At 69.0% G+C, this 24414-nt stretch carries 21 protein-coding genes; 11 read left to right on the top strand and 10 right to left on the bottom strand.

All coding sequences use genetic code 11. The features are described 5' to 3' along the window. Together LQ327_RS33395 and LQ327_RS33390 are read right to left on the bottom strand one after the other, a co-directional pair. Positions 1-1232: YdhT family protein (locus tag LQ327_RS33395; protein WP_230741079.1), on the bottom strand; the 1232-nt coding region annotated here is incomplete at its 3' end. A gap of 817 nt (positions 1233-2049) precedes the next feature. Next, positions 2050-2748: a FadR/GntR family transcriptional regulator gene (locus tag LQ327_RS33390; protein WP_230741077.1), complete on the bottom strand. Its 699-nt coding sequence runs from the start codon at positions 2746-2748 to the stop codon at positions 2050-2052. Between the two features lie 126 nt (positions 2749-2874). On the opposite strand from LQ327_RS33390, the gene LQ327_RS33385 reads away from it, so the two are divergent. From LQ327_RS33385 to LQ327_RS33360, 6 genes are all read left to right on the top strand, one after another. Continuing rightward, on the top strand, positions 2875-4671 hold the full coding sequence (locus tag LQ327_RS33385; RefSeq protein ID WP_230741075.1) for an FAD-dependent monooxygenase: 1797 nt from the start codon (positions 2875-2877) through the stop codon (positions 4669-4671). A 12-nt stretch (positions 4672-4683) separates the two neighbouring features. Then, positions 4684-5523 (top strand): fumarylacetoacetate hydrolase family protein, encoded by an 840-nt coding sequence (locus LQ327_RS33380; protein WP_230741073.1) that lies wholly within the window; start codon positions 4684-4686, stop codon positions 5521-5523. Positions 5524-5536: 13 nt separating this feature from the next. After that, complete coding sequence (locus LQ327_RS33375; protein ID WP_230741071.1) at positions 5537-6508, top strand: VOC family protein; 972 nt, start codon at positions 5537-5539, stop codon at positions 6506-6508. Further along, on the top strand, positions 6501-8468 hold the full coding sequence (locus LQ327_RS33370; protein ID WP_230741069.1) for an acetoacetate--CoA ligase: 1968 nt from the start codon (positions 6501-6503) through the stop codon (positions 8466-8468). Before LQ327_RS33375 ends, LQ327_RS33370 begins: the two co-directional genes overlap by 8 nt. Positions 8469-8547: 79 nt before the next feature. After that, entirely contained in the window at positions 8548-9510 is a 963-nt protein-coding gene (locus LQ327_RS33365; RefSeq protein ID WP_230741067.1) for an amidohydrolase family protein, read from the top strand. Positions 9511-9636: 126 nt separating this feature from the next. Beyond that, on the top strand, positions 9637-9876 hold the full coding sequence (locus tag LQ327_RS33360) for a MoaD/ThiS family protein (RefSeq protein WP_230741065.1): 240 nt from the start codon (positions 9637-9639) through the stop codon (positions 9874-9876). Between the two features lie 354 nt (positions 9877-10230). Here the strand turns inward: LQ327_RS33360 and LQ327_RS33355 are convergent, their stop codons facing one another. Next, complete coding sequence (locus LQ327_RS33355) at positions 10231-10422, bottom strand: hypothetical protein (protein ID WP_230741063.1); 192 nt, start codon at positions 10420-10422, stop codon at positions 10231-10233. A gap of 394 nt (positions 10423-10816) precedes the next feature. Here LQ327_RS33355 and LQ327_RS33350 point away from each other — a divergent pair, with 394 nt between their 5' ends. From LQ327_RS33350 to LQ327_RS33340, 3 genes are all read left to right on the top strand, one after another. Continuing rightward, positions 10817-11080 carry a hypothetical protein gene (locus tag LQ327_RS33350; RefSeq protein WP_230741061.1) on the top strand — a complete coding sequence of 88 codons (264 nt, stop codon included), beginning with the start codon at positions 10817-10819 and terminating at the stop codon, positions 11078-11080. 146 nt (positions 11081-11226) lie between these two features. Continuing rightward, positions 11227-11526, top strand: a complete 300-nt coding sequence (locus LQ327_RS33345) for a hypothetical protein (RefSeq protein WP_230741059.1) — start codon at positions 11227-11229, stop codon at positions 11524-11526. 40 nt (positions 11527-11566) lie between these two features. Continuing rightward, a complete protein-coding gene (locus LQ327_RS33340) occupies positions 11567-12217 on the top strand; it encodes a hypothetical protein (RefSeq protein ID WP_230741057.1) in 651 nt (216 codons plus the stop codon). 3599 nt (positions 12218-15816) lie between these two features. Here the strand turns inward: LQ327_RS33340 and LQ327_RS33335 are convergent. From LQ327_RS33335 to LQ327_RS33325, 3 genes are all read right to left on the bottom strand, one after another. Further along, the gene (locus LQ327_RS33335; protein WP_230741054.1) at positions 15817-16068 is read right to left on the bottom strand and encodes a DUF6166 domain-containing protein; all 252 of its coding nucleotides are present in this window, start codon (positions 16066-16068) and stop codon (positions 15817-15819) included. Positions 16069-16608: 540 nt separating this feature from the next. Next, complete coding sequence (locus LQ327_RS33330) at positions 16609-16911, bottom strand: nuclear transport factor 2-like protein (RefSeq protein WP_230741052.1); 303 nt, start codon at positions 16909-16911, stop codon at positions 16609-16611. A gap of 61 nt (positions 16912-16972) precedes the next feature. Continuing rightward, the gene (locus LQ327_RS33325) at positions 16973-17647 is read right to left on the bottom strand and encodes an MmpS family transport accessory protein (RefSeq protein WP_230741050.1); all 675 of its coding nucleotides are present in this window, start codon (positions 17645-17647) and stop codon (positions 16973-16975) included. A 693-nt stretch (positions 17648-18340) separates the two neighbouring features. On the opposite strand from LQ327_RS33325, the gene LQ327_RS33320 reads away from it, so the two are divergent. Then, a complete protein-coding gene (locus LQ327_RS33320; protein ID WP_230741048.1) occupies positions 18341-18637 on the top strand; it encodes a hypothetical protein in 297 nt (98 codons plus the stop codon). 336 nt (positions 18638-18973) lie between these two features. On the opposite strand, the gene LQ327_RS33315 is transcribed toward LQ327_RS33320, so the two are convergent. The 4 genes from LQ327_RS33315 to LQ327_RS33300 all read right to left on the bottom strand — a co-directional run bounded on the left by LQ327_RS33315 (position 18974) and on the right by LQ327_RS33300 (position 23067). Then, positions 18974-19150: a hypothetical protein gene (locus LQ327_RS33315; RefSeq protein ID WP_230741046.1), complete on the bottom strand. Its 177-nt coding sequence runs from the start codon at positions 19148-19150 to the stop codon at positions 18974-18976. Positions 19151-19210: 60 nt separating this feature from the next. Next, positions 19211-20095 (bottom strand): spirocyclase AveC family protein, encoded by an 885-nt coding sequence (locus LQ327_RS33310; RefSeq protein ID WP_230741044.1) that lies wholly within the window; start codon positions 20093-20095, stop codon positions 19211-19213. A 253-nt stretch (positions 20096-20348) separates the two neighbouring features. Further along, on the bottom strand, positions 20349-21260 hold the full coding sequence (locus LQ327_RS33305; RefSeq protein ID WP_230741042.1) for a hypothetical protein: 912 nt from the start codon (positions 21258-21260) through the stop codon (positions 20349-20351). A 139-nt stretch (positions 21261-21399) separates the two neighbouring features. Next, entirely contained in the window at positions 21400-23067 is a 1668-nt protein-coding gene (locus LQ327_RS33300; RefSeq protein WP_230741040.1) for a phytoene desaturase family protein, read from the bottom strand. A 260-nt stretch (positions 23068-23327) separates the two neighbouring features. Here LQ327_RS33300 and LQ327_RS33295 point away from each other — a divergent pair, with 260 nt between their 5' ends. Further along, positions 23328-24380: a DUF7064 domain-containing protein gene (locus tag LQ327_RS33295; RefSeq protein WP_230741038.1), complete on the top strand. Its 1053-nt coding sequence runs from the start codon at positions 23328-23330 to the stop codon at positions 24378-24380. Positions 24381-24414 lie beyond the last annotated feature (34 nt).

Here is a 24414-nt window from a genome sequence, read left to right as displayed (position 1 = left end):
CCGCCGCCGATGCCGGTGTTGGGGTCGTGGTCGAACAGGCCGTGGCCGGTGGTGGGGGTGGGCAGGCCGCCGCCGATGCCGGTGTTGGGGTCGTGGTCGAACAGGCCGTGGCCGGTGGTGGGGGTGGATAGGCCGCCGCCGATGCCGGTGTTGGGGTCGTGGTCGAACAGGCCGTGGCCGGTGGTGGGGGTGGATAGGCCGCCGCCGATGCCGGTGTTGTCGCTCAGGACGGCGGCGTGGGCCAGGTTCTGGGGGGCGGCGAGGTCGGTACTCGGGTTCTCGGGGGTGCTGGCGGTCTGGTTTCCCTTGCCCGGGTCGGTGTGGGTGGTGTCGCGGGTGCCGCGCACGATGCTCACGTTGTTGGTGCCATCCACGGTGGTGTCGTCGCCGGTCCCGGTCACTTCGGTGCGGTTCGAGAGCCCGGTGACCTCGGTGGAGGCAGATTGGCCGGTCACGGTGGTGGTGTTGGCGCTGCCGCCGATCACGCTCATGTTGCCCTCTCCGCCGATCGTGGTGGTGTCGTGCGACCCGATGATCTGGATGTGGTTTGCGTTCCCGGTGGTGTTGGTGGTGTTGCCGTCACCCTCTACGGTGAATTGGTTGTTGGCGCCGGAGACGGTGGCGGTGTTGTTGGCGCCGTTGACATCGATCCGGCCGGCTTGCCCGATCACGGCGAAGTTGGTGTTGCTCCCGGAGATGGTGGCGGTGTTGCCGGTGCCCCCGACGTCGCCGGCGGCGTTGGTCCCGGTCACCGTGAGGTGATTGTTGGAGCCGTGGGTGCTGAAGAAGTTGCGGTCACCCTCGACGGTGGTGGTGTTGCCCAGGCCGTTGTCGATGGCGTCGTTGCCGGTGCCGTCGAGCGTGGTCTGGTCGCTTCCGCCGCTGACGAAGACCCTGTTGCTGCTACCGGTTGTCGTGGTCTGGTCGCCGCTGCCGCTGACGTCGACGGTGCTGTCCGAGCCGTCGACATAGGTGGTGTCGTGGGTGCCTTTGACGTCGATGTTCGCGTGGTCGGAGAATGCTTCAACGGTGTCGTTGCTCCCGGTGACGGTGATCTGGTCCTGCCCGAAATCGTCGACCACCACGTTGTTGCCGGCCACGGTGATGGGTGTCCCGGGCGGGAAGGCGCTGACGAGCCCTCCATCCTGGTTGAGGACCCGGACGTAACCGTCGGCTTCCTGGACGACGTGCAGATTGTCGCCCTGGATGGTTTTGGGCGGGGCGGTGGTCATCGGATGCTCCTCTGCTGGCGATTCCACTAATTTGATCTTCTGGAGGGTGGCGGATTGCGATGTGGTGGTCGGAGTGTGGTGATATTCCGGGGGCTGCGATATACCGGACCAGGGTTGGTCCGGGCTGTCGCGGTGCTGCTGTGATGAGTGTGAGAAATAGCGGCGTTGTGGTGCGCTGGTGTTGGCCCTACACCAACGGAGAGAGCCCACCGATTTCAGGTAGGGCGAACCCCACGTGACGACGTCACCATTGGATTGGGCAGGCGCGCCCGAGCCCCGTGGGGCAGAGCGGGCCACCCGAGCCACCGCCCGCCCCGGCCCGCTGGTGGTGCTGCCTGGATGAGTCATCGGTTGTCGACCGCGGCAAGGCGGGTAGATACCTGAGACGCCCTGGTTGGCGACCCCATCGACGCTCCGACCGTGCCGCGGTTGGGATGAACCGACGGATGGGCTGCACCCTCGTGCCGGAGATCGGTGAGCTGAACCGAGAGCGTGGATCTCGTTGGTGATCTTCGCGTGGTGCGGGTCGTGGTGCGAACCGACGTCATCCGGTGCGCATGGAAGCTGTCGGTGAGGTGCGCCGCGTGGCCATAGTTGCGGGTAGAGGTCGAGGTCGGCCGGTACCGGAATCCTCTTGATCCGCTGGTTGTGGGTTCGAGTCCGACGGGGCCCACCCAACGCTGACCCGTAGTGATGCCGGGCACGGTCTACGTGCGAACCTCGAAGTGTTGCCCGGAAAACGGCGTCGTGGTGCGAGTTGTTGCCATAGCTAACCGAAATGCCCGGGCGCGGGCGGGCGGCCATGGGGCGCTGGGCGTCAGTCGTGCTTGACGCTGTGCTGGCGGGTCAGGTCGTCGACGCGGTCTTCGTCACGGTCGGCGATGGCGTCGACGAGTTCGGCGTGGATGCGGTAGCGCTCGGCCATGACCTCGGCGATCGGCTGGTCGCCAGTGGGTAGGACGGCGACGGTGCGGTCCTTGATCATCTCGATGAGGCCCATGTAGATCGGCCGTAGGACGGTGCTCGGGTTGACCTCGGCGAACAGTTCGTGGAGTCGCCAGTTGGCCTGCATGAAGGCGTCGGCGTCGAGGGTGTCGACCGCGGCGGCCATGGCGGCGATCTGCTCGCGGTAGCGGGCGATGTCGGCGGGGGAGGAGTGCCAGGCCGCGTCGGCGATGAGCAGCGGATCCAGGGCGTCGCGGATGCGGACGGCGTCAGCCACCGACGAGGCATCAGTGTTGATCGCCAGTACAGAGTTGCCGAGCCGGACCATCGGGGACTGCTCGGCAGCGAACAGGCCGCCGCCAGGACCGGGCCGGACCGCGACCAGCCCCCGGGCCTGGACGACCCGCAGGGCCTCGTTGAAGGTGCCGACCGAGACCCCACACAGCTCACGCAGCTCGCTCTTGGTGCCCAGCCGACCGCCGGGGTCGATCTCGCGGACCAGCTCGGCGATGCGCGCGGCGGCGCGTTCGGTCCGCGAAGTCGCTCCGTCGCGCATCAGGTCGCTGGCCATGCCCACCCCTCCATAAAACGTCATGATGATTATGCCGCATGCCTTGACAGGCGGCCAGCGGGCTTCCGATACTCGTTCACCATATTCATCATGGTTGTTTAGCTCGGGTCCGTCGAGGAGGACGTGATGCGTGAGACCCACACCCCTGTGTTGATCGTCGGTGGTGGCGGGGGCGGCCTGACCGCCTCGATGCTGCTCTCGCATCTCGGGGTCCCGTCGCTGTTGATCTCTCGCCATGCCGGGACGTCGGTCCTGCCCAAGGCGCACGTGCTCAACCAGCGCACAATGGAGATCTTCACCGAGCTCGGGGTGGCCCCGGAGATTCTGGCTCGGAGCACCCCGCCGGAGAACATGAAGGCCACGGGCTGGTACGCCGGGGTCGGCGGCCCGCACGACGGGTACGGGCGCCGGCTCGGGGGCCTGGAGGTGTGGGGCGGGGGTTACACCGACCCGGACTTCATCGCCGCCAGCCCGTGCCGGACGGCGAACCTGCCCCAGATCCGGCTCGAGCCGCTGCTCAAGGCGCACGCCGAGTCGTATTCCGCGGCCACGATCCGGTTCCACCACGAACTCGTCGACCTGGCCCAGGACGCCGACGGCGTGACGGCAACCGTGCTCGACCGCGACAGCGGCGAGCAGTACACCGTGCGCAGCCAGTACGTGATCGGGGCCGACGGGGGCCGCACGGTCGGCGAACTGATCGGGGTGGGCATGAGCGGGCCCACCAACCTCATGCGCATGGTCTCGACCCACCTCTCGGCCGACCTGTCCGCGCACCTGTCCGATCCCGACGTGCTGATCCGCTGGCTGGTCAACCCCGACTTCGGCGGTTCGTGGGCCTCGGGGGTGCTGGTGGCCATGGGCCCGGAGCACTGGGGCACCGAGTCCGAGGAATGGGTGTTCCACCTGCAGTTCGACGTCGACGACCCGGACGCCGACGATCCGGCCAAGGTTCTCGAGCGCATCCGCGCCGCCCTGGGCATCCCGGACTTCGACCCGACGCTGCACCACGTCAGCCCCTGGATCATGGAGGGTGTGCTGGCGGATGCGTTCCGCCGCGGCCGTGTCTTCCTGCTCGGCGACGCCGCGCACCGCCACCCCCCGACGGGCGGACTGGGTCTCAACAGCGCGGTCCACGACGCCTACAACCTCGCCTGGAAGCTCGCCGCCGTCCTGGGCGGGCAGGCCGGCGAGGGCCTGCTCGACACCTACGAGGCCGAGCGGCGCCCCGTGGACGGCGCCAACGTCGACGCTGCGGTCAACGCCGCGATGAACCACTTCTCGATCGACGCGGCCCTCGAGCTCTCCCCGGACAAGACTCCCGAGCAGAACTGGGACGAGGTCCGGCCGCTCTGGGAGGACCTGCCCGACTCCCAGCGCAAGCGCCACGCCCTCAACTGCGCGATCGGGTCGCAGACCATCGAGTTCCGCCACCACAACGTGGAGTTCGGCTACACCTACGACTCCACCGCCGTCGTCGACGACGGCTCCGAGCCCTACGTCCCGCTCGACCCGGTGCGGCTCTACGAACCGAGCACCAAGCCCGGACACCCACTCCCGCACGCCTGGGTCGAACGCGGCGGTGACCGACTCCCGCTCGGCACGCTGGTGGAAGGCGGTCACTTCGTGCTGCTGGCCGGGGAGGACGGCCAGGCCTGGGTCGAGGCCGCCGGCAAGCTCGCCGCCGAGACCGGGCTTGCGTTGCGCGCCGGCCGGATCGGGATGCTCGACGCCGAGCACCCCGACATCGACTTCGTCGACGTGCGCTGCGCCTGGCTGAAGAACCGCGGCATCTCTGCCGACGGTGCGGTCCTGGTGCGCCCGGACCGCTACATCGGGTTCCGCTCCACCGGGTCCGTCGACGACCCGCTCGGCGCCCTGACCGCGGCCCTGGCCCAGATCCTCTCCACCGAGACCGCCTGAGGAGCCGACAGCATGCGCATCGCCAATCTCAGAGACCGACTCGTCCTCGTCGTCGACGACAGAGCCCTCGACGTCGAATCGGCCAGCGGCGGGCTCTTCTCGTCCGACCCGCAGGCGATCTACCCCCGGTGGCAGGAGTTCGGAGAGTGGGCGGCCTCGGCAGACATCAGCCGCGCCCAGGACTTCGACCTGGCCGACCTGCGAGCTCCCGTCCCGGCGCCCGCTCAGATCTTCGGTATCGGCCTGAACTACCGCGACCACGCCGCCGAGGCGGGTCTCGACCTGCCCACCTCACCGCCGGTCTTCACCAAATTCGTGTCCTCGTTGACCGGCCCCTCCGGCGACATCGCGCTGCCCGGCCTGACGGTCGACTGGGAGGTGGAGCTGGTCGCCGTGATCGGACGCCCGGCCCGCAACGTCCCCACCTCACAGGGCTGGGAGCACATCGCCGGTCTCACCGCCGGGCAGGACCTCTCCGAACGCACCGTGCAGCTGGAGGGCCCGGCCCCCCAGTTCAGCCTCGGGAAGTCCTTCCCCGGCTTCGGACCCACCGGTCCGTGGATCGTGACCCCTGAGGAGTTCTCGAACCGCGACGACATCGCGCTGAGCTGCGGCGTCAACGGGGAGTCGATGCAGAAGGGTCGCACGTCCGATCTCATCTTCTCGGTCCCCGAGCTGGTCGCGCGGCTCTCCGCCGTGCTGCTGCTGCTGCCCGGCGACCTCATCTTCACCGGAACCCCGGCCGGGGTCGGGGGCGCCCGGAACCCGAAACGGTTCCTGACCGATGGTGACGAACTGACGACCACCATCGAGGGCATCGGCACCATGCGTCACCGGCTCGTAGCGGCCTGAGAGGACCAGCGAGATGGGCCTGCACCGCCTCACCGACATCGTCATCGGCGTCCCGAACGTCGCCGAGACCGCCAGCTACTACACCGAGTTCGGACTCCAGCCCAGCGACGTCGCCTCGGTCTACGGCGAGACCGTCCCCTCCCCGGGCCCGGACGCCGCCCACCGCTTCGCCACCGCCGACGGCGGCCGGCAACTCGAGGTGCGCCACAGCTCCCGACGGCGCCTGATGTCGTTGGGCGTGGGAGTCGATGACCCGAACGACCTGGACCGCATCGCCGCGTCACTGGGCCGCCTCGAGATCGAGGCGCGCCGGGAGGGCGACACCCTGCGCGCGGTCGATCCGGCCACCGCACTGCACGTGGTCGTCTCGGTCGCGCCCCGCATCCAGCAGGCCACGACCCCGACCCCGCCCTACAACGCCCCCGGCGATGCCCGGCGGGCCGGGGTGCGAGCCCCGGGGATCCTGCGGCCCGACCCGGTCCGCCCCCGCAAGCTCGGACACGTCGTATTCGGATCGGTCGACCAGAACGCTACCCAACGGTTCTTCACCCAGGGACTGGGCTTCAAGGTCAGCGACGAAGCCCCCGGGCTGGCCTCGTTCCTGCGGTGTTCCACCGACCACCACAACGTCCTGGTCCAGCAGGCCCCGGTCGGCTTCCTGCACCACACATCCTGGGAGGTCGACGACGTCGACGAGGTCGGGCGCGGCGCCACGGCGATGCTGGAGAACCACCCCGAACGACACACCTGGGGGCTGGGCCGCCACTACATCGGCTCGAACTTCTTCTGGTACCTGCGCGACCCGGCCGGGAACTTCTCCGAGTACTACTCCGACATCGACTGCATCCCCGACGACCAGATCTGGGAGCCCGGCGTCGTGGCCGGCGAGAAGAGTCTCTACTCCTGGGGGCCGCCACCGCCGCCGTCGTTCCTCCAGCCCGACGACCTGGCCGAGCTCATGACCGGCGCCCACGACGATGGCTGAACCCGAACCTCCGGCCACCAGCCCGGCAACGGTGCTGCGCGTCCCGGCCGACGACGTCCTCGACGCCACCGGGATCGGCCACTACGTGCGGTGGCTGGCCACCAAACGCGGACTGACCTTCGATGACTACCAGCAGCTGTGGACATGGTCGGTGAGCGACCTCGAAGGCTTCTGGTCCTCGATCTGGGACTACTTCGGTGTCCGCGGCAACTACGACACCGTCCTGGGCGCCCGGGACATGCCCGGCGCGCAGTGGTTCCCGGGCGCACACCTGAACTACGCCGAACACATGCTGGGCGGTCCGGACGACACCGACCAGGTCGCGGTGATCGCCCACTCCCAGACCCGCGACCCGGTCACCTTGACCTTCGGTGAGCTCGCCGAGCAGGTCGCCCGGGCCCGCGCCGGGCTGCAACGCTGCGGCGTGACCCGCGGCGACCGCGTCGTGGCTTACCTGCCCAACATCCCCGAGACCCTGGTCGCGTTCCTCGCCTGCGCCTCGCTCGGCGCGACCTGGGCCTCGTGTGCGCCCGAGTTCGGCGCCCGCAGCGTGATCGACCGCTTCGCCCAGATCGAACCCACCGTCCTGATCACCATCGGCGGCTACCGCTACGGCGACAAGAACATCGACAAGACCTCCGACGTCGCCGCCATCCGCGCCGGCCTACCCACCGTCGAACACGTCGTGGGAGTGCCCTATGGACCCCACCGCGTGGCCGACGCCCTCGACTGGGACGAACTCACCGCGCAGACCGCGCCGCTGACCTTCGACGCCGTCCCGTTCGATCACCCGCTCTACGTGCTGTTCTCCTCCGGCACCACCGGGCTGCCCAAAGCGATCGTGCACGGGCACGGCGGCATCCTGCTCGAGCACCTCAAGAGCCACGCCCTGGGCATGGACACCCAGCCCGGTGACCGCTTCCTCTGGTTCACCACCACCGCGTGGATGATGTGGAACGTCCTCGTCTCGGGCCTGCTGCACGCAGCGACCATCGTGCTCGTCGACGGCAACCCCACCTACCCCGACCTGCTCGAGCAGTGGCGCATCGCCGCCGCCACCCGAGCGACACTGCTCGGCACCAGCCCCGGCTATCTCATGGCCTGCCGCAGCGCCGGCGTCGAACCCGCCCGAGACCTCGACCTGTCCTCGCTGCTCACCCTGGGCGTCACCGGTGCCCCACTGCCCGGGACCGGCTTCGACTGGGTCGCGCATCAGCTCGGACCGGACCTGCTGATCAACCCGATGAGCGGCGGCACCGACATCTGCTCCGGCTTCATCGGCGGCTCTCCGTGGCTGCCGGTCTACCGCGGCGAACTGGCCGGACCCTGCCTCGGCGTGGACGCCGCCGCCTTCGACCCCGATGGCCGGGAAGTCATCGGCAGCCTCGGCGAACTGGTGATCCGCGAGCCGATGCCCTCGATGCCCGTGCGGTTCTGGAACGACCCCGACGACCGGCGCTACCGGTCGACCTACTTCGAGACCTATCCCGGCATCTGGTGCCACGGCGACTGGGTCACCGTCTCTCCGCACCGCAGCTTCGTCATTAGCGGACGCTCCGATGCCACCCTCAACCGCGGCGGAGTACGGCTCGGCACCGCCGAGTTCTACACCGTGGTCGAAGAGCTCCCCGAGATCGACGACAGCCTCGTCGTCCACCTCGAGGACCGCGACGGCGGCCCGGGCCGGCTCATGCTGTTCCTCGTACTCGGCGACCGAGCCGACCTCGGCGACGCCCTACGCGCCCGAATTCGCCGGGCACTCCGCGAACAGCTCTCTCCCCGGCACGTCCCCGACACGATCGACGCTGTCCCCGCCGTGCCCCGCACCCTCACCGGCAAGAAGCTCGAGACGCCCATCAAGAAGATCCTTCGCGGCCACCCGGTGAGCGAAGTAATCAGCCCGGACTCGGTCAACGACTACGCCGCGATCCGCGCTTTCGCCGATCGCGCCGAACCGTGACCGCCACCGCTGGCACCGCTGGCGGCGCCGTCGCCGCACCGGCGCTCGGAGCGACATCGACCAGAGCGAGGAGAACAGCATGAACGCGCCCGACGCGGCCACCGGTCGCATCGATGTCCACCAGCACCTGCTCCCTGGCAACTACCTCTCCGCCCTCCGGCGACACGGCATCGCCGAAGCCGGCGGGCGGGCATTGCCGGACTGGAGCCCCGAGGCTGCAATCGCGATGATGGACGAGCACCGCATCGCAACCGGCGTTCTCTCGCTCTCCACCCCCGGCACCCACCTGGGCGACCCCGTCGAAGCCCGCGAGCTCACCGTCCGGCTCAACGACGCCCACGCCGAACTGGTCAAGGACCGACCCGAGCGGTTCGGGATGTTCGCCTCGGTGCCGCTGCCCGACGTCGACGCCGCCCTCGAAGCCATCGCCCACGCCGACGACGACCTGCACGCCGACGGCGTGGTGCTCCTGGCCAACCACCAGGGCACCTACCTCGGCGAACCGGCGTTCGACCCGGTCATGGCCGAACTCGCCCGCCGCAACCTCGTGGTCTTCATCCACCCCGCCGACCTGCCCGCCGCGCCCGTCGACGGCATTCCGCCCTTCGCCGCGGACTTCCTGCTCGACACCTCGCGCGCCGCATTTCTCCTGGTCCGCAACGGCGTCGTCGCCCGCCACCCGAACCTCCGGATGATCCTCTCCCACGCCGGCGGATTCGTGCCCTACGCCGCCCACCGCATGGCCACCGGCATGGCCCTCGAAGCCGGCCGCGACATCACCGACGTCCTCGAGGACTTCCGCACCTTCTACTACGACACCGCCCTGTCCGGCAGCCCTTCCGCCCTGCCCTCGCTGCTCGCCTTCGCCCGCCCCGACCACATCCTCTACGGCAGCGACTGGCCCTTCGCCCCGGCCAGCGCGGTCACCTACTTCACCGACGGACTCGACAAATACCTCACCAGCGGTGCAGCCGACCCCTCGGCCAGCTCGGCAATCGACCGCACCAACGCAGCGACGCTCTTCCCACGCCTCGCCCGGTGAGCACCGGCGAGACGCGATGTCCCGCCGTCGTTCGCCGGAAACCGCTGCCGGAGCCCGGGGCTGCCGTCGTGCGGGGTGTGGTGCGAAACGCAGAACACCGGTGCACTGTGGTGCGGTCACGCGACGGTGCGGTACTTCGGTGGCGCGAAGGCCGCGGCCGGCACCCCGTCTGAGCGGGTCGCGCTGGCTCCCGGGACATCCGTCGACGACCTCGTTGCCACCCTCACCGCGACCCATGGTGACGCGCTGGCACGTGTCCTCGCGGCGTCGAGCTTCCTGCTCGACAAAGTCGCGGTGCACGAGCGCTCTGTAGCCGTCGATGACGGGGCGGTCCTCGACGTGCTGCCGCCGTCCGCCGGCGGATGAGCGGTGCGATCACCCCGGGGCGGCAAGCGGCCGAGACGTGAACCCCGGGTCGTGGCGATCTCCAGTTGATCTCGATCCACGATCTGATCCACGAACTGCTTCCCACCATCGCCCGTCATGCCCAAACGATCACCTGTGATGCCCACCGTTGCCCATCAAACCCGGCATGCATGCGGTAGGCACGTAACTACGGATCAGAAGCCGCAACCGAGTCGATGCGCGCCGACCTGCGGGCGGCGCGGCGAGCCACGCCGCCCGTGCTTGACATGGACATCGAGCTGATGGTCCCGAACGGGCTGGTCGACCCGGAGCTGACCGGCTGACGGCTCAGGCGCCACGCGGGAACGTCCAGTGCTACGCGCGGTGGCTGGTCTCCGCGTCGTCATCGACGAACGGTCCGGTCCCGCAGACCTCGCACACCGGCCCGCGCTCGGTGTGGCAGAACACGGCGGGCGTGCTCTGCAGGCGACTGGGCAGCTCCTGCGCGGCCATCTGGCTGGGGTTGCTCCTGATGCGGCGGTGCAGCTCGGCGATGTTCTCGTTCAAGGTGAGTCCGGTGTCTCGCGCGGCGGGCCGGCCACTCCGGCCTGCTCGATATGAGCAAGAAACATCGTGTGCCGGGCCCGCTGACGCTTCGTTGGCGTCAGGTCACCGGCGTCGGGCTTGTCCCGCGAGACGCCGCGATGGGCCAAGGCCGCCACGACTCATATTTGGTCCCGTTTGGCGTCGCTACAGACTGCTCCCGCCCGGCTGATCATGCCGCTGCGGAGCGGTAGTGCCCAGAGGCGCCAGCCGCGATCGCTTGGCAGGACGCTGCCCATGCCGATCTCCGGCCTGTGGGTCACGATTCGGGATCTTCGAGAAACGTTCGGGTAGGGCGCACGATCACCTCAGGACGGCCCGGAAACCGGGGGCACGCGGGGCGTGGCGGGGGAGCGACGTGCGGTGGTGGCAGACCCGGCGCGGGCTGGGGGTGTTCGTCGCGGTGGGCGCTGCGATCGGGGTGGCGCTGGCTGCGGCGGTGGTGTCGTTCCTGGCTGCCCGGGCGGGCCGGGTGCCCTCCACCGGCCCTTCGTCGGCCGTCGCGACCTACACGCTGGCGATGCTGGGGTTGATGGTCGCCGCAGCGGTCTGGGCGAGTGTGGGGGTGGTGGTGCTGGTGCGCCGTCGGGGCGAGCGGGCCGCCAGCCGGCTGCACCGGTGAGCGGGTCGCCGCCGCCCCGGCCGGTCGCGGGCTGGGTCGTGGCCAGGGAGGGGTCGGGGCCGGGGTGGGCGCTCGGGGGTGTGGACCGGTGCGATCACCAGGCTCGGGTGCGGGGAAACCCGCACGCGCGGACCGCGATCGGCCAGTTGGATGACAGCATCTTCTGCACCCGGCCCTACGGTCATTCCGGCCCGCACGCCTCCCCGCCGCGCGGCACCTGGCGGCGGCGCGCCGGCTGGTGGAGCTGGCTCGACGACGGATTCCACCCCGAGACCGACCTGCGCGACCCGGGCCAGGTGTGGGGGTGGTGGCGCTGGCCGGCGCCGGCGCCGGGGGACCCGACCCGCTCACAGCGCTGGTGGGCCCGCGCCCAGCGGCTGGGCGCCGCGATCGTCCCGCTTGCGGTGCTGGCGTGGCTGATCCTCGGCGCTGCGGGGCGGACATGACCGTCCACGTCCCGCACGCCTGACCAGGAAGGGAGCCTCGGTGACCGAACCCGACGCCGTCGGCGGGCTCTCCGCAGCGGAGGCTCGGCGGCTGCGCTGGTCGTGGCGGTGGCTACTGGTCGAGCTCGCGACGATCGTGGTGCTGCTGGTGGTGTCAGTTGTTCCTGCCGCACACAGCGGCCCGGTGCAGTGGGTCGCGATGGGTGCCACGGGAGTCGTCGTCGCCGGCGGGCTGATCCTCGGTTTCGGGGTCTTCTTCTACAGCTCCCCGATCTGGCCCGGTTTCGAGATCTCGTCGGTCCGGAGCCGGCGGTCGCCGGAGACACTGTGGTCGGAGATGCCCCATGCCCAACGGCGGGCCCTGAGCAGGGCGTTGCGGCGGGGCCGCCCCGATCAAGTCCCGCCGGGGCAGCGCCTGGTGGCCGGCTGGTATGCCGCGCGGTCGGTGCGCGTCGGCGTACCCCAGGCCACCGGGCAGACCGGGTTGGGTGTGCTGTGGATGTCGATGGGCCTGCTGTATCCCCCCGGGACCGGGCAGTGGTGGCTGCACACCGCCGCGGGTCTGCTGTTCGCCTCGGTCGGCGGGCTGGTGGTTGTGGTGGCGCCAGGATTCTGGCGCTCGCTGGCCCAGCTCGAGGTCATGCCGGCCGTCGCCGACGATGACGCCGATAAGGGCCCCGACGCGCAGTAGCGATTCAGCGGCGGCGCCGGTTCAGCATCGGGCGGCCCCACTGCCGCAGCGTCGAGGCCGTGATCGCGGCGCACACCAGCAGCACGCCGAACAACACCGCGGCCACGACGACCGCCGGGACAAAGCCGGTCGGACCCCCGACGCTCGCACGGTCTTTGCGGGCTGGGACCCCTCGGGACGTCCAACCAGCTCCACCCGAGCACCATCGACGGCACGACCACCGCCAGCAGCATCAACCACCCGGGCGTCGCGGCGTGCCGAGTCAACCCGAGGCCGGCGACGTGGACGCCCAGCAGCGGCCGCCCGTTGCTCCAGCAACGCTCGTGTTCCACGCCCGCCAGTCTCACCTTGAGCTCTGTTCACCCTGCGGGCCGCGCATCGAACCGTCCCTGGACGGCCGAGTCGACAGAACCTCACCGGGTCGGTGAGCTGCCCCGGCGTGGTGCGATGTCGGCGTCGCCCGCGGCAGCATTGAGTCGTGGCGACACGCAACGAGACGTGCATGCGTCGATGGTGTCAGCCGATGCACCCGCCCCGTGGCCTCGCCCGGCCTGTGCTCGATCCGGTGTCCGCGGAGCTGGGCACCCTGGAGGACGCTGGCGTCGTGCTCCGGCGCGGGACGTCACTGCGCGTCGTCCCCGCGCGGAAGGCCTCGATGTCGGCGCGGAGCGGCTGCAGAACGGCGAGCGCGCGGAGTACCTCCCGCCGAAATTCAGAGGCCGGCGTGGTGCCGTCGCCGGTGACGACGTCGGCGCACGTCCTGAGGATCTCCTCTGCGATGGCGGGGCTGGTCGGGTCGCGCTCGGCGGATGCTGCCTACGATGAACCCGAGGTCCGGCCGGTCGTGCGCGTCGTCGATGACGAGAAGTAGCGCGCTCGTTCGCCGCGGTGCGCTCGACGCCCCCTTCTAGTGTCCGGGCTGGCTGGAACTGCGCGATCGCCCGGAGGGTTTCGGCGAGCTGCCGGCGCCGGCGATACCGGCTCTCTTGACGTCCGCCTCCAGACCTGTCCACAGCGTGTCGATGACGGCGGTCTGTGTGACGGAGGCGCTCCGTGCTCTCTTCGAGCTCTACTTGGTCCGCCGATTCACCCCTCTCTGCATCGGTTGAAGCCCTCCCGGCCTCGCCGTGGCTCGTCGAACTGGTACCCGGAGTCGTTCGGGTGGGTCTGGCATGGGAACAGGGCCTGCTCCAGGACGGTGTCGCCGAGCAGATCAAAATACGTACGGCTGTAGTACTAGAGGTAGACGCCGAGGGCCTGACCGCCGACTCGGCTCCCCCAGCCGGCGAAGGCGTAGAGGGAGTCGATTACGAATGACTTCCCAGACGATTACCTGCCTAGCCTGAACGGGTAGGAGAACCCTCGAGGGCGTAGACAATATTGCGGTCAGTAGTCGTCAGGGCGACGCTTAGGGACTTGGAAGGTAGATACAGATCAAGACGGACAGTGCAGTACAGACGCGCGGGGGGCCGTCTTGTTTCGTGATCATGCAGCGCAAGGCCGAGAGCCCGCACGCCGTTCATCAACCTCTCGATCACCCGCCGAGGCCACCTCGGGCGACAGCTCCAGCTCTCGATTGCGCGGGAACGAATGATGGGGAACCGCAAGAATAGACGTTCGTCGACACCACGAAAACCGAGCAATCGCCAGCCCGACCGAAAGCCAACACGCACAACGTGGATCATAATTGGCCTACCCATACTAGCTGCACTAATCGGAGCCGTTGCAACGTTGGGGGCCGCCGGAATCAGTTTGCTAAAGGCGGAGCCTGTACCGGCCCCTACGTCCGCGGCGAAGGAAATGTCGAGCTCAATAGAATCGGTCGGTTTCTCCACCGCCCCTGACGGCGAGGAGGTGGCCACCGTTGATGGTCGGGTCGACAGCTTTAATCCTTCGGAGCACGTATTTCTGGTCGCTTACCCAGCGAACGGTGGTAATGCACAGTCGAGTTTTCCCGCAGTCCCGGTTCAAGTCGAGCCTGACGGAACCTTCCATCAATCTCTCACGTTCCGAGACGATGGTACGCCGAGGAATATATCAGTTGTGCACACAACCACGGCTACTGTTCCAGGGCCCATGGATTGCAATCCGCCGGATTGCAGCGTATCGACTGGTGCCGGTTCCCCGCTCTCAGTGCCCGTACCTCACGGCCCTATCATCGGCCCCCAGTTGCACGCGGGACCGACGTACGGAGTGCTCAACGGAATAGATTGGTCGGCAACTCCGACCGGCCAGCAAGTGGCTATGGTCAGCGGCCAGGTAACTGGTTTGGGCTCTGAGAACCCCATCGAGCGTTACTTCTTGATGGCCTATTCCGCTAGAGCCAACGGACCGCGACCCAACTCGATGACGCTGACTCCCATTCGGGTTGGGTCAGACGGTCGATTCAGTGCCGCGCTCGTATTCCCTGAGAATAGTTATGAGAAGGTTGGGGTTGGCCTCGACGGGGCATCGAGCGAGGGTCCGGAACTCTTGCTGGGCACGAACAAGGCGCCATTAGAGGCGCCGTTGCCGAGCCAGCAGGCCGGTAGCCAACTCGGGGGATCTGGCAGCGGTTCGGAAGTAACTGCGACGACCATCCCGTCCAGCACCGTTCCGACTACCACAGGCGCATCGAGCACCAGCTCATCGAGCACCAGCACATCTAGCACCAGCACGCCTAGCACCGCCGCTCATAGCAGGGGTACCCCCAGCGCGGTCATGGGTCCCAGCTCGGGCAGCGGTCCCAGTAGGGGTACCGGCACCGGCACCGGCAGTAGCGGCGGCTAGCTTCGAGTGTCCCGCCGGGGCGCGACAGATGGCGAAGGTGACGAAGGAGGCGGCACGGAAGGCTGTCGCCCGCGCCTTCCACCACGTCCCGACCGCTGGCGGACGGAACCTACCTGAAGACCCACGGCCTCATGAAGCGTCCGAAGAACCTGCAATGCAAGATCGTCCGGCATGCACGCTCTCGGGCCGGTTCTCCTGACCCGCATCCCCTTGCGGGTGACTCTCGTTACACGGGTCACACATGCTCGTGGGGAGGGGGCCGATGAGGGCAAAGGTAGCGGCAGCGGTCGGCGGTCTGGCGGTCGCGGGCGCCGGGTTCGGAGTGGGGATTCCGCTAGCGAACGCAAACCAGCCAACTGGCGGAGAGTGCAACAATTACGGCAACCAGTCGGTCGTCGTGGCGCCGTTCTGCGGAGCGACGATCGTGCCGTCCGGCGGGGGCTCAGCTCCCACGACGACGAAGACGACGCTGACCGACACCACCAAGCCGAGTCTGTCGCCGGTGACCTCTCTGAACCCGGTCCGGCCGGGGACGACGACCAGGACGACTCCTGCTCACGTAGAGATTTGCCCGCCCTACTGCGGGCCGGGGGGCTTCCCAACCGGGGGGCCTCTTCCCGAATAGATCGTTCTGTAGCCCGAGATGCCCAGCTTTCGGTCACGGCTGCGCAACACGCCCTGACCTTTGGGCGGCAAGTCGGGCACCGTGGGCGGCGCCTGCCCTATTGCCAGTGTGCCGGGTCGGTGAGGCCACCGCCGGTCGGAGGCAGCTTGCGGACCGCCTCGGCCAGCGGCAACCGGTGATGACCGATGTACCAGCCCCGCACCCACTACAGCGCGGTGGGCCAGCTCATCCGCCACTGCTGATCTTGTGGCGGCAGGTGCGCGATCACATCCTCGCAGAAGTCGAGGGCGAGTTGCTTGAGGTCCCCCTTATCGCGGATGCACACGGTGAACAGGAGGGCGTCGGAGAGCACCGCGTCCCCTGTGGTCTGCGGGCCCATGCCGCCCGGATAGCCCCAGGTGAACCCTTGCTCGACGAGCCCGTCCTCGTCCCGAGGGCGCTCGAGTTCGCGAAGCACCCGTGGCGAGCCCCACCGCCTCGGGCGCTCGACAGCCGGGCTGTTCCGTTCCGAGGTGGTGATTGCGTGGGTCGCAACCACACAATCGTCGGGACGGCCCGCCTCATTACGACCGTCGTCGAGCGGTCTTGTGATATGGGTGCGACGAGCCTCACGGAGCCGCCGTCCGCCCGGTTCATCGTGCGTCTGACTACCGGTGCGCGAGGTTCGCCCCCGACCGTGAGGCGGGGGCGGTCACCGTCGCCTGATACGGCCGCGCCTTCTCCCCTACCCGCAGGCGACGAGGTGACCGCAGGTCACGCCCTCTGCTCGGCGGGGGTTGTCATGCCGGCTGTGTCGCGGGCTTGACGGCCCGTCCTGAGCACGCAGATGCTCGGGCCGCTGGTCATGGGCAGAGAGCTGTCCGCCTTGGGGCAGCGTGTCGGGTGGGTCGTGGACGGCGCGGCTCAGCCCCAGAAAGCGTCCAGCACGGCGATGTCGTCCCGGTTTCGTCCAGCTCGACCGCCCGGCCGCCGACGACGGTGAACACGATCGTGGACATCAGATCCAGGGACCGTCCTTCCCGCTGGCCGGTGGCTCGGTGGCCGGCCACCACCGGCCCGCCGCCCTCGTCCCGTCCCGGACGTCCTGAAGATCGACTCTGAAGGTTCGGGCGGGGCGCTCCATGGTCTGGGCGTCGAGGGCGAACACCGCGTCCCGGCCCTTGTGGTCCCCGGAGAGTGGGTTGGTGCCGGGCACGCGGTGCACCACCGCCGCGGACATCACCTCGGCCAGCGCGGGTGTATCCCCGGCCATGGAGGCCGCCGACTTGGCAATGCTGGGCGGCTGGTACTTCCAGGCCATGACAGCGCCCCCGTCCTGCACGGTGGGACGGGGGCGCTGGACTTGGTGGGCCGGCGGCGGGTCAGGAGCCGCTGCAGGTGACGACGGCGTAAGGGCCTTCGGAGCTGTTGGAGGCGATGACGGCGCCGGTCTCGTCATCGGTGATGGAGCACGAGATGGTGCCGGACCCGGAGTTCTGGGCGGTCAGGGAGGCGACCGAGAACGAGCCGCCGCTCTTGTCGACGGTCTTGGTCCAGGGGACCTTCGCCGAGGACTCCTGGGCGATCTGCAAGTTGGCCTTGGTGTAGGTGATCATCGCCCGGCTCGGTCCGGTGATCTTGTAGGTGTAGGTGGACGGCCCGGTGGTGGTGGATCCGCTCGAGCTGCCGGTGCTGCTGCTGTCGCTGGAGGGCGCCTGGTAGGTGGGGGCGCTGTAGCTGGGAGGGCTGTATTGCGGGGCGGCCGGCGCGGTGTAGGCCGGGGCACTCGGGGCGGTGTAGGCGGGCGTGGTGGCCGCTGAGGTGGTGGTTTGCGCGCCGTGCACAGTCAGCGCGATGAGCGCGATCACGACCGCGATGCCCATGACGATGAACGGCCAGCGGGTGGGTCGCTTCGGCGGCTGCTGGCCCTGGCCCTGTGGGGGCTGCGGGGTCCACGGCGGGACGTTGCCGGCGCCCTGCTGCCGGGGGACGTAGACGCCGCGGGTGGCGTCGGTGTCGCGGTCGGGGGCGTCGGGTGCTTGCGGGGTGACGGACATGCCGCTCCGTTCGAGAACAGTCGAGGATCTTGCGTGGTTCGCATCCCGACCATCGGCCGTCTGGCGGAGCTTGTTACTGCATGTTTCTTGATTTATTACGGGTGGGCCGGTGGGGTGAACGGAGCTGCGAACCACGCCCCCGGCCGACCCACCCAGCGTCACACTAGCCTCGCCGCGGAGGGTTCCGGAGGATCCCCTCCGGACCTCGTTCGCACATCGTCACCGCTCACCAGGTCGGCACGACGATGAAGCGGAAAGGGCGCGATGACCAGCGACGGCGTCCCCACCGTCACGGTCGCCCAGCCGAGCGAAGCCCACGATCTCGTCCGAGCTGAACGGCCCGCGCGTGGCGGCGCCCATGGCGGGCTGGGAGCCAGCATGAGGGTTCCCGTGGTGGGCGAGGGCTCGAAGTGATCGTCGATCCCCCCGCGGGGTGTGATTCGTGGACGAGCGAGCCGGTGCCGTCGAGGTAGAGGGTGCATCGATCGCTGCCCGATGGTTCGGCCCAGGATGAAGCGGTTGTCTCGGGCCGTGGAACGGGTCGTGGAACGAAGCACCGTGCACCGGTGGAACTCGGTGAGCACCATGTGGCCGACGACGTGCACCGATGGACGCAGTGAGCGTGCCGCTCACGGAGACGAACATTCTCGTAATGCGCAGCTCGTCGCCGTTCGGGTGGCATGATCCGTTTCGATGGCCAACGCCGACGGCAGCCAGCTCGACTGCACCACGCTCGCGCCCATCGAGCAGGGCATGGGCGCGCACTCCGCCCCGCTCGGGCTCAGCTTCACCACCAGCCCGCTCCCCGACGGCTGGGGCACCGGCGCACTCATCGGCGCCCACGGCTCGTGGGACCGCACCCCGGTCACGCCGAGCTCGTCCGCGTCCACGACCGGCTGCTGCTCGAGCACCAGCCGGCCAGTGACGAGCAGGCCTCGGCGTGCTCGGGCTGCGGTGCGCGGTGGCCGTGCGGCGTCGTCGCCGGGGTGATCGCCTCCGGCTGAGCCATACCCCCAAGTGGGCCACGTAGTACCTGACCTGCCCGGATGTCCACCACCACCTCGTGGGAGTCGCCTTGGCGGGTAAGTCGGCGGGGAGCGGGGTGAAGCGGGCGGCGGAAGCCGACCGAGCCGGCCGTCAAGCCTAGGGCATTGACGGCGGCAGCCGCCCCGGTCGTCGAGCCGGAGCCCGAGCCACAGCGCTGCCCGCGGCCGACGAGGCCGCGGGTGGAGCCGGTCGGTGACAGGCCCGGTACCGGTAGCCGATGTGCCGCAGCGTTTGAGTGCGCACGCGCCCTCCTTGGCCAATGCCTGATCCCAGTTCGGTCTAGCGGGGCATTCCGATGGTGCGGATGAATGTCGAGAACTCGAGCGTCACGCTGTACACCGCGTACCCGATGACGCTGGTCACGCGGCGGACCGTGTCCGGCCAGCAGATCTCAAGGACGAGGACCACGACGATGAGCGCGAGGGCGACGAGTTGCGCGGTAACGGTTCTCGACATGGTTGGGATATTTCCGTGGCGCCGGTGTATCGGCGGTGGTCATCGGTGATTCAGTCGAACTCAGTGGCTCGGCGGTCCGGGTGTCATGTAGGAGGGGATGTGGATCAGGGAGTCGGGATTGTTGGACATCCAGCTCCAGGGCAGGAAATAGGCCAGCGCGGCCCAGACGGCGCAGAATCCGATTACGCCGAGCAGGGTGATCGGGGTCTGCAGCGAGGGCCGCCACCGCTCGACGCCGCGTTCGACGAAGGAGAGCCCGCTGGGGTGGTCCAGCGCCGACATCCGCAGCGCGGTGAACCCGGTGGCATAGACGGCGACGAACAGGCTCTCGTAGATCGGGAACTGGTAGGGGGTGCCGGCGAAGAGCGTCAGCGCGGACCACGTGCGGGGGAACGCGTACACCCCGGCGCGGATGAACACCTGCTCGAGCAGACAGTCGGCGATGAAGATCGAGCCGCTGGCGACCGCGAACGCCCGCACGTCGGGGACGCCGGGATACCTTCGGCGTAGCGCCAGGATGATGCGGCCCTCGATGGAGGCCAGCCCGATCCCGAGATAGAGGTACTGGGGTATGAACCACGCCAGGCCCTCGCCGTAGTGGGTGGGTCCCTGGGCCAGCGGGAACGATCCCAACCAGGACCCGAGGTTCCAGGCGTGGGCGTTCCAGGCGAACGTGTAGTGGAAGTAGTTGATCAGCGGGTCGATCGCCGCGGCCAGCAGCGACCCGATGACGATCTTGCCGTCCAGGCCGAGCCGCCGGTGCGCGAGGTAGGGCCGGACCAGGAAGACCCAGACGGTGGCGATCAGGACGAGCACGCTGGCAACTTCGATGACCCGCAGGAGCATCAGCTGGACACCGTCGAAGGTGTCCGAGTCGAGGATCGGTGCTGGCCCGAACTCGGTGCCCGAGGCCACCCACCGGGCCAGCGCCTGCACGACGAACACGATCCAGAGCCCACCGGCTATTGCCCATAGCGGGAGGAATCCTCCGCGCCCCACGCCGAGATCATCCGGTGTCTCCGGATTCTCGGCTAGCAGGGGCGTCGGTGCCAGCTTGTCGGCCAGTGCCATGTGTCCTGCCTTCCCGCGCCGGGCGCAGCGACTGCGCCCAGGTGCCGCATGCGTGCGGTGCGTGCGCCGATCTGGCGCGTGGGTCTCTCCCGGTTGTCCGGACGGCTGGTGGTCGGTGGTGCTTGGTTCAGATCTGGGCGCTGGCCGGGGACGGGACGCCGGTCGGGGCGGATGGCTCGGCCTCTGGGGTGGTGGCGTCGTGCTCTGGGGAGCCGAGCACGGCGGCCTTGATGATGGCGAGCTTGGACTGCTCGCCGACCTCGTTCTCCGGGCGTGCGACTGCGAACGAGAGGAGCCAGACGCTGAACAGTGCCAGCCCGAGGGTGAGCAGCCAGGTGGCGTGGGTGGTGACGAGGTTGGCGTCGAGGTTCAGCGAAGTCCACATCGGCCAGGCGACCGCGCCGTTGGCGATGCCATCGGACATGGGGATCACGGGGATGACCGCGAGCACCTTCCAGCCGGGCAGATGCGGCTTGATCCAGTAGATGATGGCGCCGGCGGTCATCGGCATCAGGGGGTTGACGCAGACCCACCACAGCGGCAGGCCCCAGAAGTTCAACGGCTGTGGCCCGTAGTACTGGTAGGCCCCGAGCAGCACTCCGGGACTTTCCAGGAAGACGTTGATGCAGACGTCCATGCCGTAGATCAGGAACAGCGATCTCGCGGTGACCCCCCGCGAGTACATCTGGTAGGCGAGGTAGGCCAGCCCACCGACATACCAGATGTAGACAAAGTTGATGAACAGCGGGAAGTCGCGGCCCATCGAGGAGAACGTCGTGAGCGTGGCGCCCTCGCGGATGTAGGCGAGGCCGAGGGTATCCACGATCGGCTCGAACAGGCACGCGATGCCACCACCGATCAAGCAGGCCAGCAGCAGCGGCCCCCGGCCCGTCACGAGGTGGCGCACGGCCATTACGACACCGACGACCACCGGGATGCCGAGGAAGACCGTGAAGATCATCTCCGGCCAGAACGGCATCGGGGTGTGCGGGTGCGGCGGGATCGGTGGGGCGCTCGGAAAGCCGGTGATCAGTGGCATGTGTGCTCCTCTGACCCCACACCCGAGTCCGTCGGGTTGGGTCGCCGAGATGACGGCCAAGCGTGCGCGGTGGCCGGTTAGCGGGTCGGTGCTCGGTCAGTGACCGCACGCATTCCCCGGGGATGCGGGGGCGTCGTCCTCAACGTCCGGTAGTGAGGCCACATCGTCCGGTGGTCAGGCGTCCGTTCTCGGTGGCGCCGCCGGATTTCTCATCACGAAGCAGGGTCTCGGCCGAGAGCTTCCCGGGCAGACCGCACACCCCGCCGGTGGGATGGGTCCCGGCGCCGCTGAGGTAGAGGCCCTCGACGGGAGTGCGGTAGGCGCCGAGCCCCTCGGCGGGGCGCATCGGTCCGAACCGGGAGATCAGCGGGTCGACGTGGTAGACGTTGCCGGCGGGGGCGTTGAAACGCTCCTCGATGTCCGGGCCGCAGAGCACCTTCCGGTCGATCTCGAGTTCCTCGAGACCCTCGTAGTACTGGTTGCAGTCCTTGACGACGGCGTCGCCGACGCGCTGACGGACTTCTTCCCAGGGCACCCTGGGCTCGACCGGGACCACCCCGGACCACAGCCACAGGTTGTCCCGGCCCTCCGGTGCCTGGGTGGGGTCAACCGCGGTGGGCACGATGCTGCAGTTGTTCGGGATGGTGTCGGGCCAGTCGTCCCGCGTCACCGCGTCCCAGGCGGCGTCCTGCTCGGCGAGGGTGTGCCAGCCGACCAGGTGCTTGCGCAGATCGAGGTCGTTGCCGCGCCACTGTTCGTGGCGTTTCATCCGCAGCTGCCCCTTGCAGGCCACGTTGAGCTTGAGGCTGGTGGCGTGGGTCTTGCGGATGGGGATGTCGCGCGCCCGGGTGGCCAGCGGCTCCGGAAGGGTGCCCTCAGGGAGGAGCCGATTCAGCGTGATCACAGGATTGCAGCTGGTGAGCACGCCGCGGGTGGCGCGGATCGTCTCGCCGCCCGCCAGGCGCACCCCGACGGCCCGATTGCCCTGGAGCAGAATCTCCTCGACCGCCGCAGCGGTGCGGACCTGCCCACCATGTGACTCGAGGCAGCGGTGCAGCGCGGCGGGAAGGGCGCCGGTACCCCCCACAGGCATGGCGTTCGGGATGCGCTGGACGACCCCGAGGTAGATCAGCGCCCAGGCCGTGGTGTCGAAGCGCATCTGGTAGAAGGCGGCCATCGCCGAGAGGGCGCCCTTGGGCAGCTCGGTCTCGAAGGTCTCGGAGAGGAATTCCGACTGCGACGCACCCAGCATGTGGCGCAGCGACCACAGCTTCCGCGGGTGGCGTGCGGCCCCGAGCGCGCCTTTGAGCATGTCGAAGGAGAACGGGCGCGTCGGGTGCGAGCGCATGTAGGACACGACGGCCTTCATGGCGGGCTCGAGCGCGTTCGACAGGTCCAGCCACGCTTGAGCGTCCTGGCGGGAGAAGCGTCGTAGCTCGTCGGCCGAACGGGCCGCGTCCTTCCACACCGCGAACGAGCTCCCGTCCGGGGCGAGCTGGACGTGGGCCGGGTCGCACGGGATCTGGCGCAGCCCGTGGCGCTCGAGTTCGAGGTCCTCGGCGATGCCGGACGTGCGGAAGATGCCGGTCAGCTGGATCGCGCCCTCGTTGAACAGGTGGCCGGGCGCGCTCGGGAGGATCTCGTTGGTCGAGGTCATGCCGCCGACGGTCGGCGAGGCCTCCACGACCTGGACCCGCAGTCCGGCCCGGGCGAGGTAGCACGCGGCGGTCAGGCCGTTGTGGCCCGCGCCGACCACGACGACGTCGGTCTCCTGGCCAACGGGAGCCGCATCGCTCTGTGTCTGCATGACGTGGCACACTAACTGAATCCCGGTTTGACACTCAAGACTGAAAGCATCCTCAGATTTCTATTGAAGTGATCTTCAAGGTAGGTCTACCGTGCCGCGCACCGGAGGGCCGTAGGGAGTCCTCCAGGCCGTCGGTCCGGTGGCCGTCCTAACAGCGCCGACTCGCGACGGCACCCGCGCCTCCCGCCTCGTGGGCCGGCGCCCGCATTCCCGGTGCTTGCCCATCGGTCCGTACCTCGACGAGAGCCAGGAGAGTGGCCGTGGCCATCGGCGTTCACGCACCTGAGACCGACCTGATGCTTCCTCGCCCAGAGCCCGGGGAGCAGTGGGATCCGCACACGATCCACACCTACTACTTCGGGTTCTCGATCCCGGAGGCCGGGATCGGCGCGTTCCTCTACCTGCGTCTGCAGCCTGCGTTCCCGCTCTCGCAGGGCGGGGTGTGCCTCTTCCGCGGCACCGACAACGTGGAGGCCACCGACATCGCGTTCCTCGACTACGAGATCACCATGCCGTGGCCGACGGTCGACGGCCGCACGATCACCACCGACAACGGGCTGCGCATCGAATTCCTCGAGCCCGGCCACCGGGCGCGGATCACCTACACGAGCAAGGAAGGCACGACCTCGGTCGATGTGACTGCCGAGGCGGTGACCCCGCTGCTGGCCCGCGGCCACGTCATGCCCGGAGAGGAGAACCACCACGACGTGAGCCGCGCGGCCGGCGGCAGCGAGCAGTTCATGCATATGACGGGCGGGCTGGTCCTCGACGGCGAGCGGCACGTGGTGGACTGCTATGCCCCCCGCGACCGGTCGTGGAACCAGGTGCGGGTGGAGAAGCGTGGCGCGGTGCCGGTGCCGCCGGTGGGCTGGTCGCCGATGTACTTCGGCCCCGATCTGGTGTTCAACCAGATCAGCTTCGAGGCGCCCGACACCGAGCCGCCATGGCTGGGTCTCTACGACGTCGGCGACCGGCCCTCGCACCACTACGCATGGGTTCAGGTCGGGGACGAGACCCGCACGGTGACCTGGGTCCGGCGATCGGTGCTCGAGCGCCATCCCCGCACCCACCTCCCGCTGCGCCAGGTCGTCGAGGCCCGCGACGAGCGCGGCGACGAGTACCGCTTCGAGGGCGAGGCCGTCGCGGCCGCCTCCCTGCCGGCGTGGCCGAACGTCTCCTTCCACGACAGCGTCTACCGCTGGCGCGACCAGCAGGGACGCACCACGCACGCCACGTACCAGGAGATCTGGTTCGACGAGTTCCAGAAGGAAATGCGGCGTCGCCACGCCCCCGCTACCGCCGCGGCGCTCTGACTACGCACCGTCACCGTCTACTACTCTTCGAGGG

The sequence above is a fragment of the Actinomycetospora endophytica genome, from assembly GCF_021026375.1.
Classification (GTDB): Bacteria; Actinomycetota; Actinomycetes; order Mycobacteriales; family Pseudonocardiaceae; genus Actinomycetospora; species Actinomycetospora endophytica.
Note: the sequence above shows the minus strand (reverse complement) of the source record. Positions and strands in the feature narration are given on the sequence as shown.

What these genes read in the sequence shown, in the direction of transcription:
- LQ327_RS33390 (WP_230741077.1), bottom strand. Translation starts at nt 2,748, where the DNA reads ATGGCCAGCGACCTGATGCGCGACGGAGCGACTTCGCGGACCGAACGC.
- LQ327_RS33385 (WP_230741075.1), top strand. Translation starts at nt 2,875, where the DNA reads ATGCGTGAGACCCACACCCCTGTGTTGATCGTCGGTGGTGGCGGGGGC.
- LQ327_RS33380 (WP_230741073.1), top strand. Translation starts at nt 4,684, where the DNA reads ATGCGCATCGCCAATCTCAGAGACCGACTCGTCCTCGTCGTCGACGAC.
- LQ327_RS33375 (WP_230741071.1), top strand. Translation starts at nt 5,537, where the DNA reads ATGGGCCTGCACCGCCTCACCGACATCGTCATCGGCGTCCCGAACGTC.
- LQ327_RS33370 (WP_230741069.1), top strand. Translation starts at nt 6,501, where the DNA reads ATGGCTGAACCCGAACCTCCGGCCACCAGCCCGGCAACGGTGCTGCGC.
- LQ327_RS33365 (WP_230741067.1), top strand. Translation starts at nt 8,548, where the DNA reads ATGAACGCGCCCGACGCGGCCACCGGTCGCATCGATGTCCACCAGCAC.
- LQ327_RS33330 (WP_230741052.1), bottom strand. Translation starts at nt 16,911, where the DNA reads ATGGCCTGGAAGTACCAGCCGCCCAGCATTGCCAAGTCGGCGGCCTCC.
- LQ327_RS33325 (WP_230741050.1), bottom strand. Translation starts at nt 17,647, where the DNA reads ATGTCCGTCACCCCGCAAGCACCCGACGCCCCCGACCGCGACACCGAC.
- LQ327_RS33320 (WP_230741048.1), top strand. Translation starts at nt 18,341, where the DNA reads ATGGCCAACGCCGACGGCAGCCAGCTCGACTGCACCACGCTCGCGCCC.
- LQ327_RS33315 (WP_230741046.1), bottom strand. Translation starts at nt 19,150, where the DNA reads ATGTCGAGAACCGTTACCGCGCAACTCGTCGCCCTCGCGCTCATCGTC.
- LQ327_RS33305 (WP_230741042.1), bottom strand. Translation starts at nt 21,260, where the DNA reads ATGCCACTGATCACCGGCTTTCCGAGCGCCCCACCGATCCCGCCGCAC.
- LQ327_RS33300 (WP_230741040.1), bottom strand. Translation starts at nt 23,067, where the DNA reads ATGCAGACACAGAGCGATGCGGCTCCCGTTGGCCAGGAGACCGACGTC.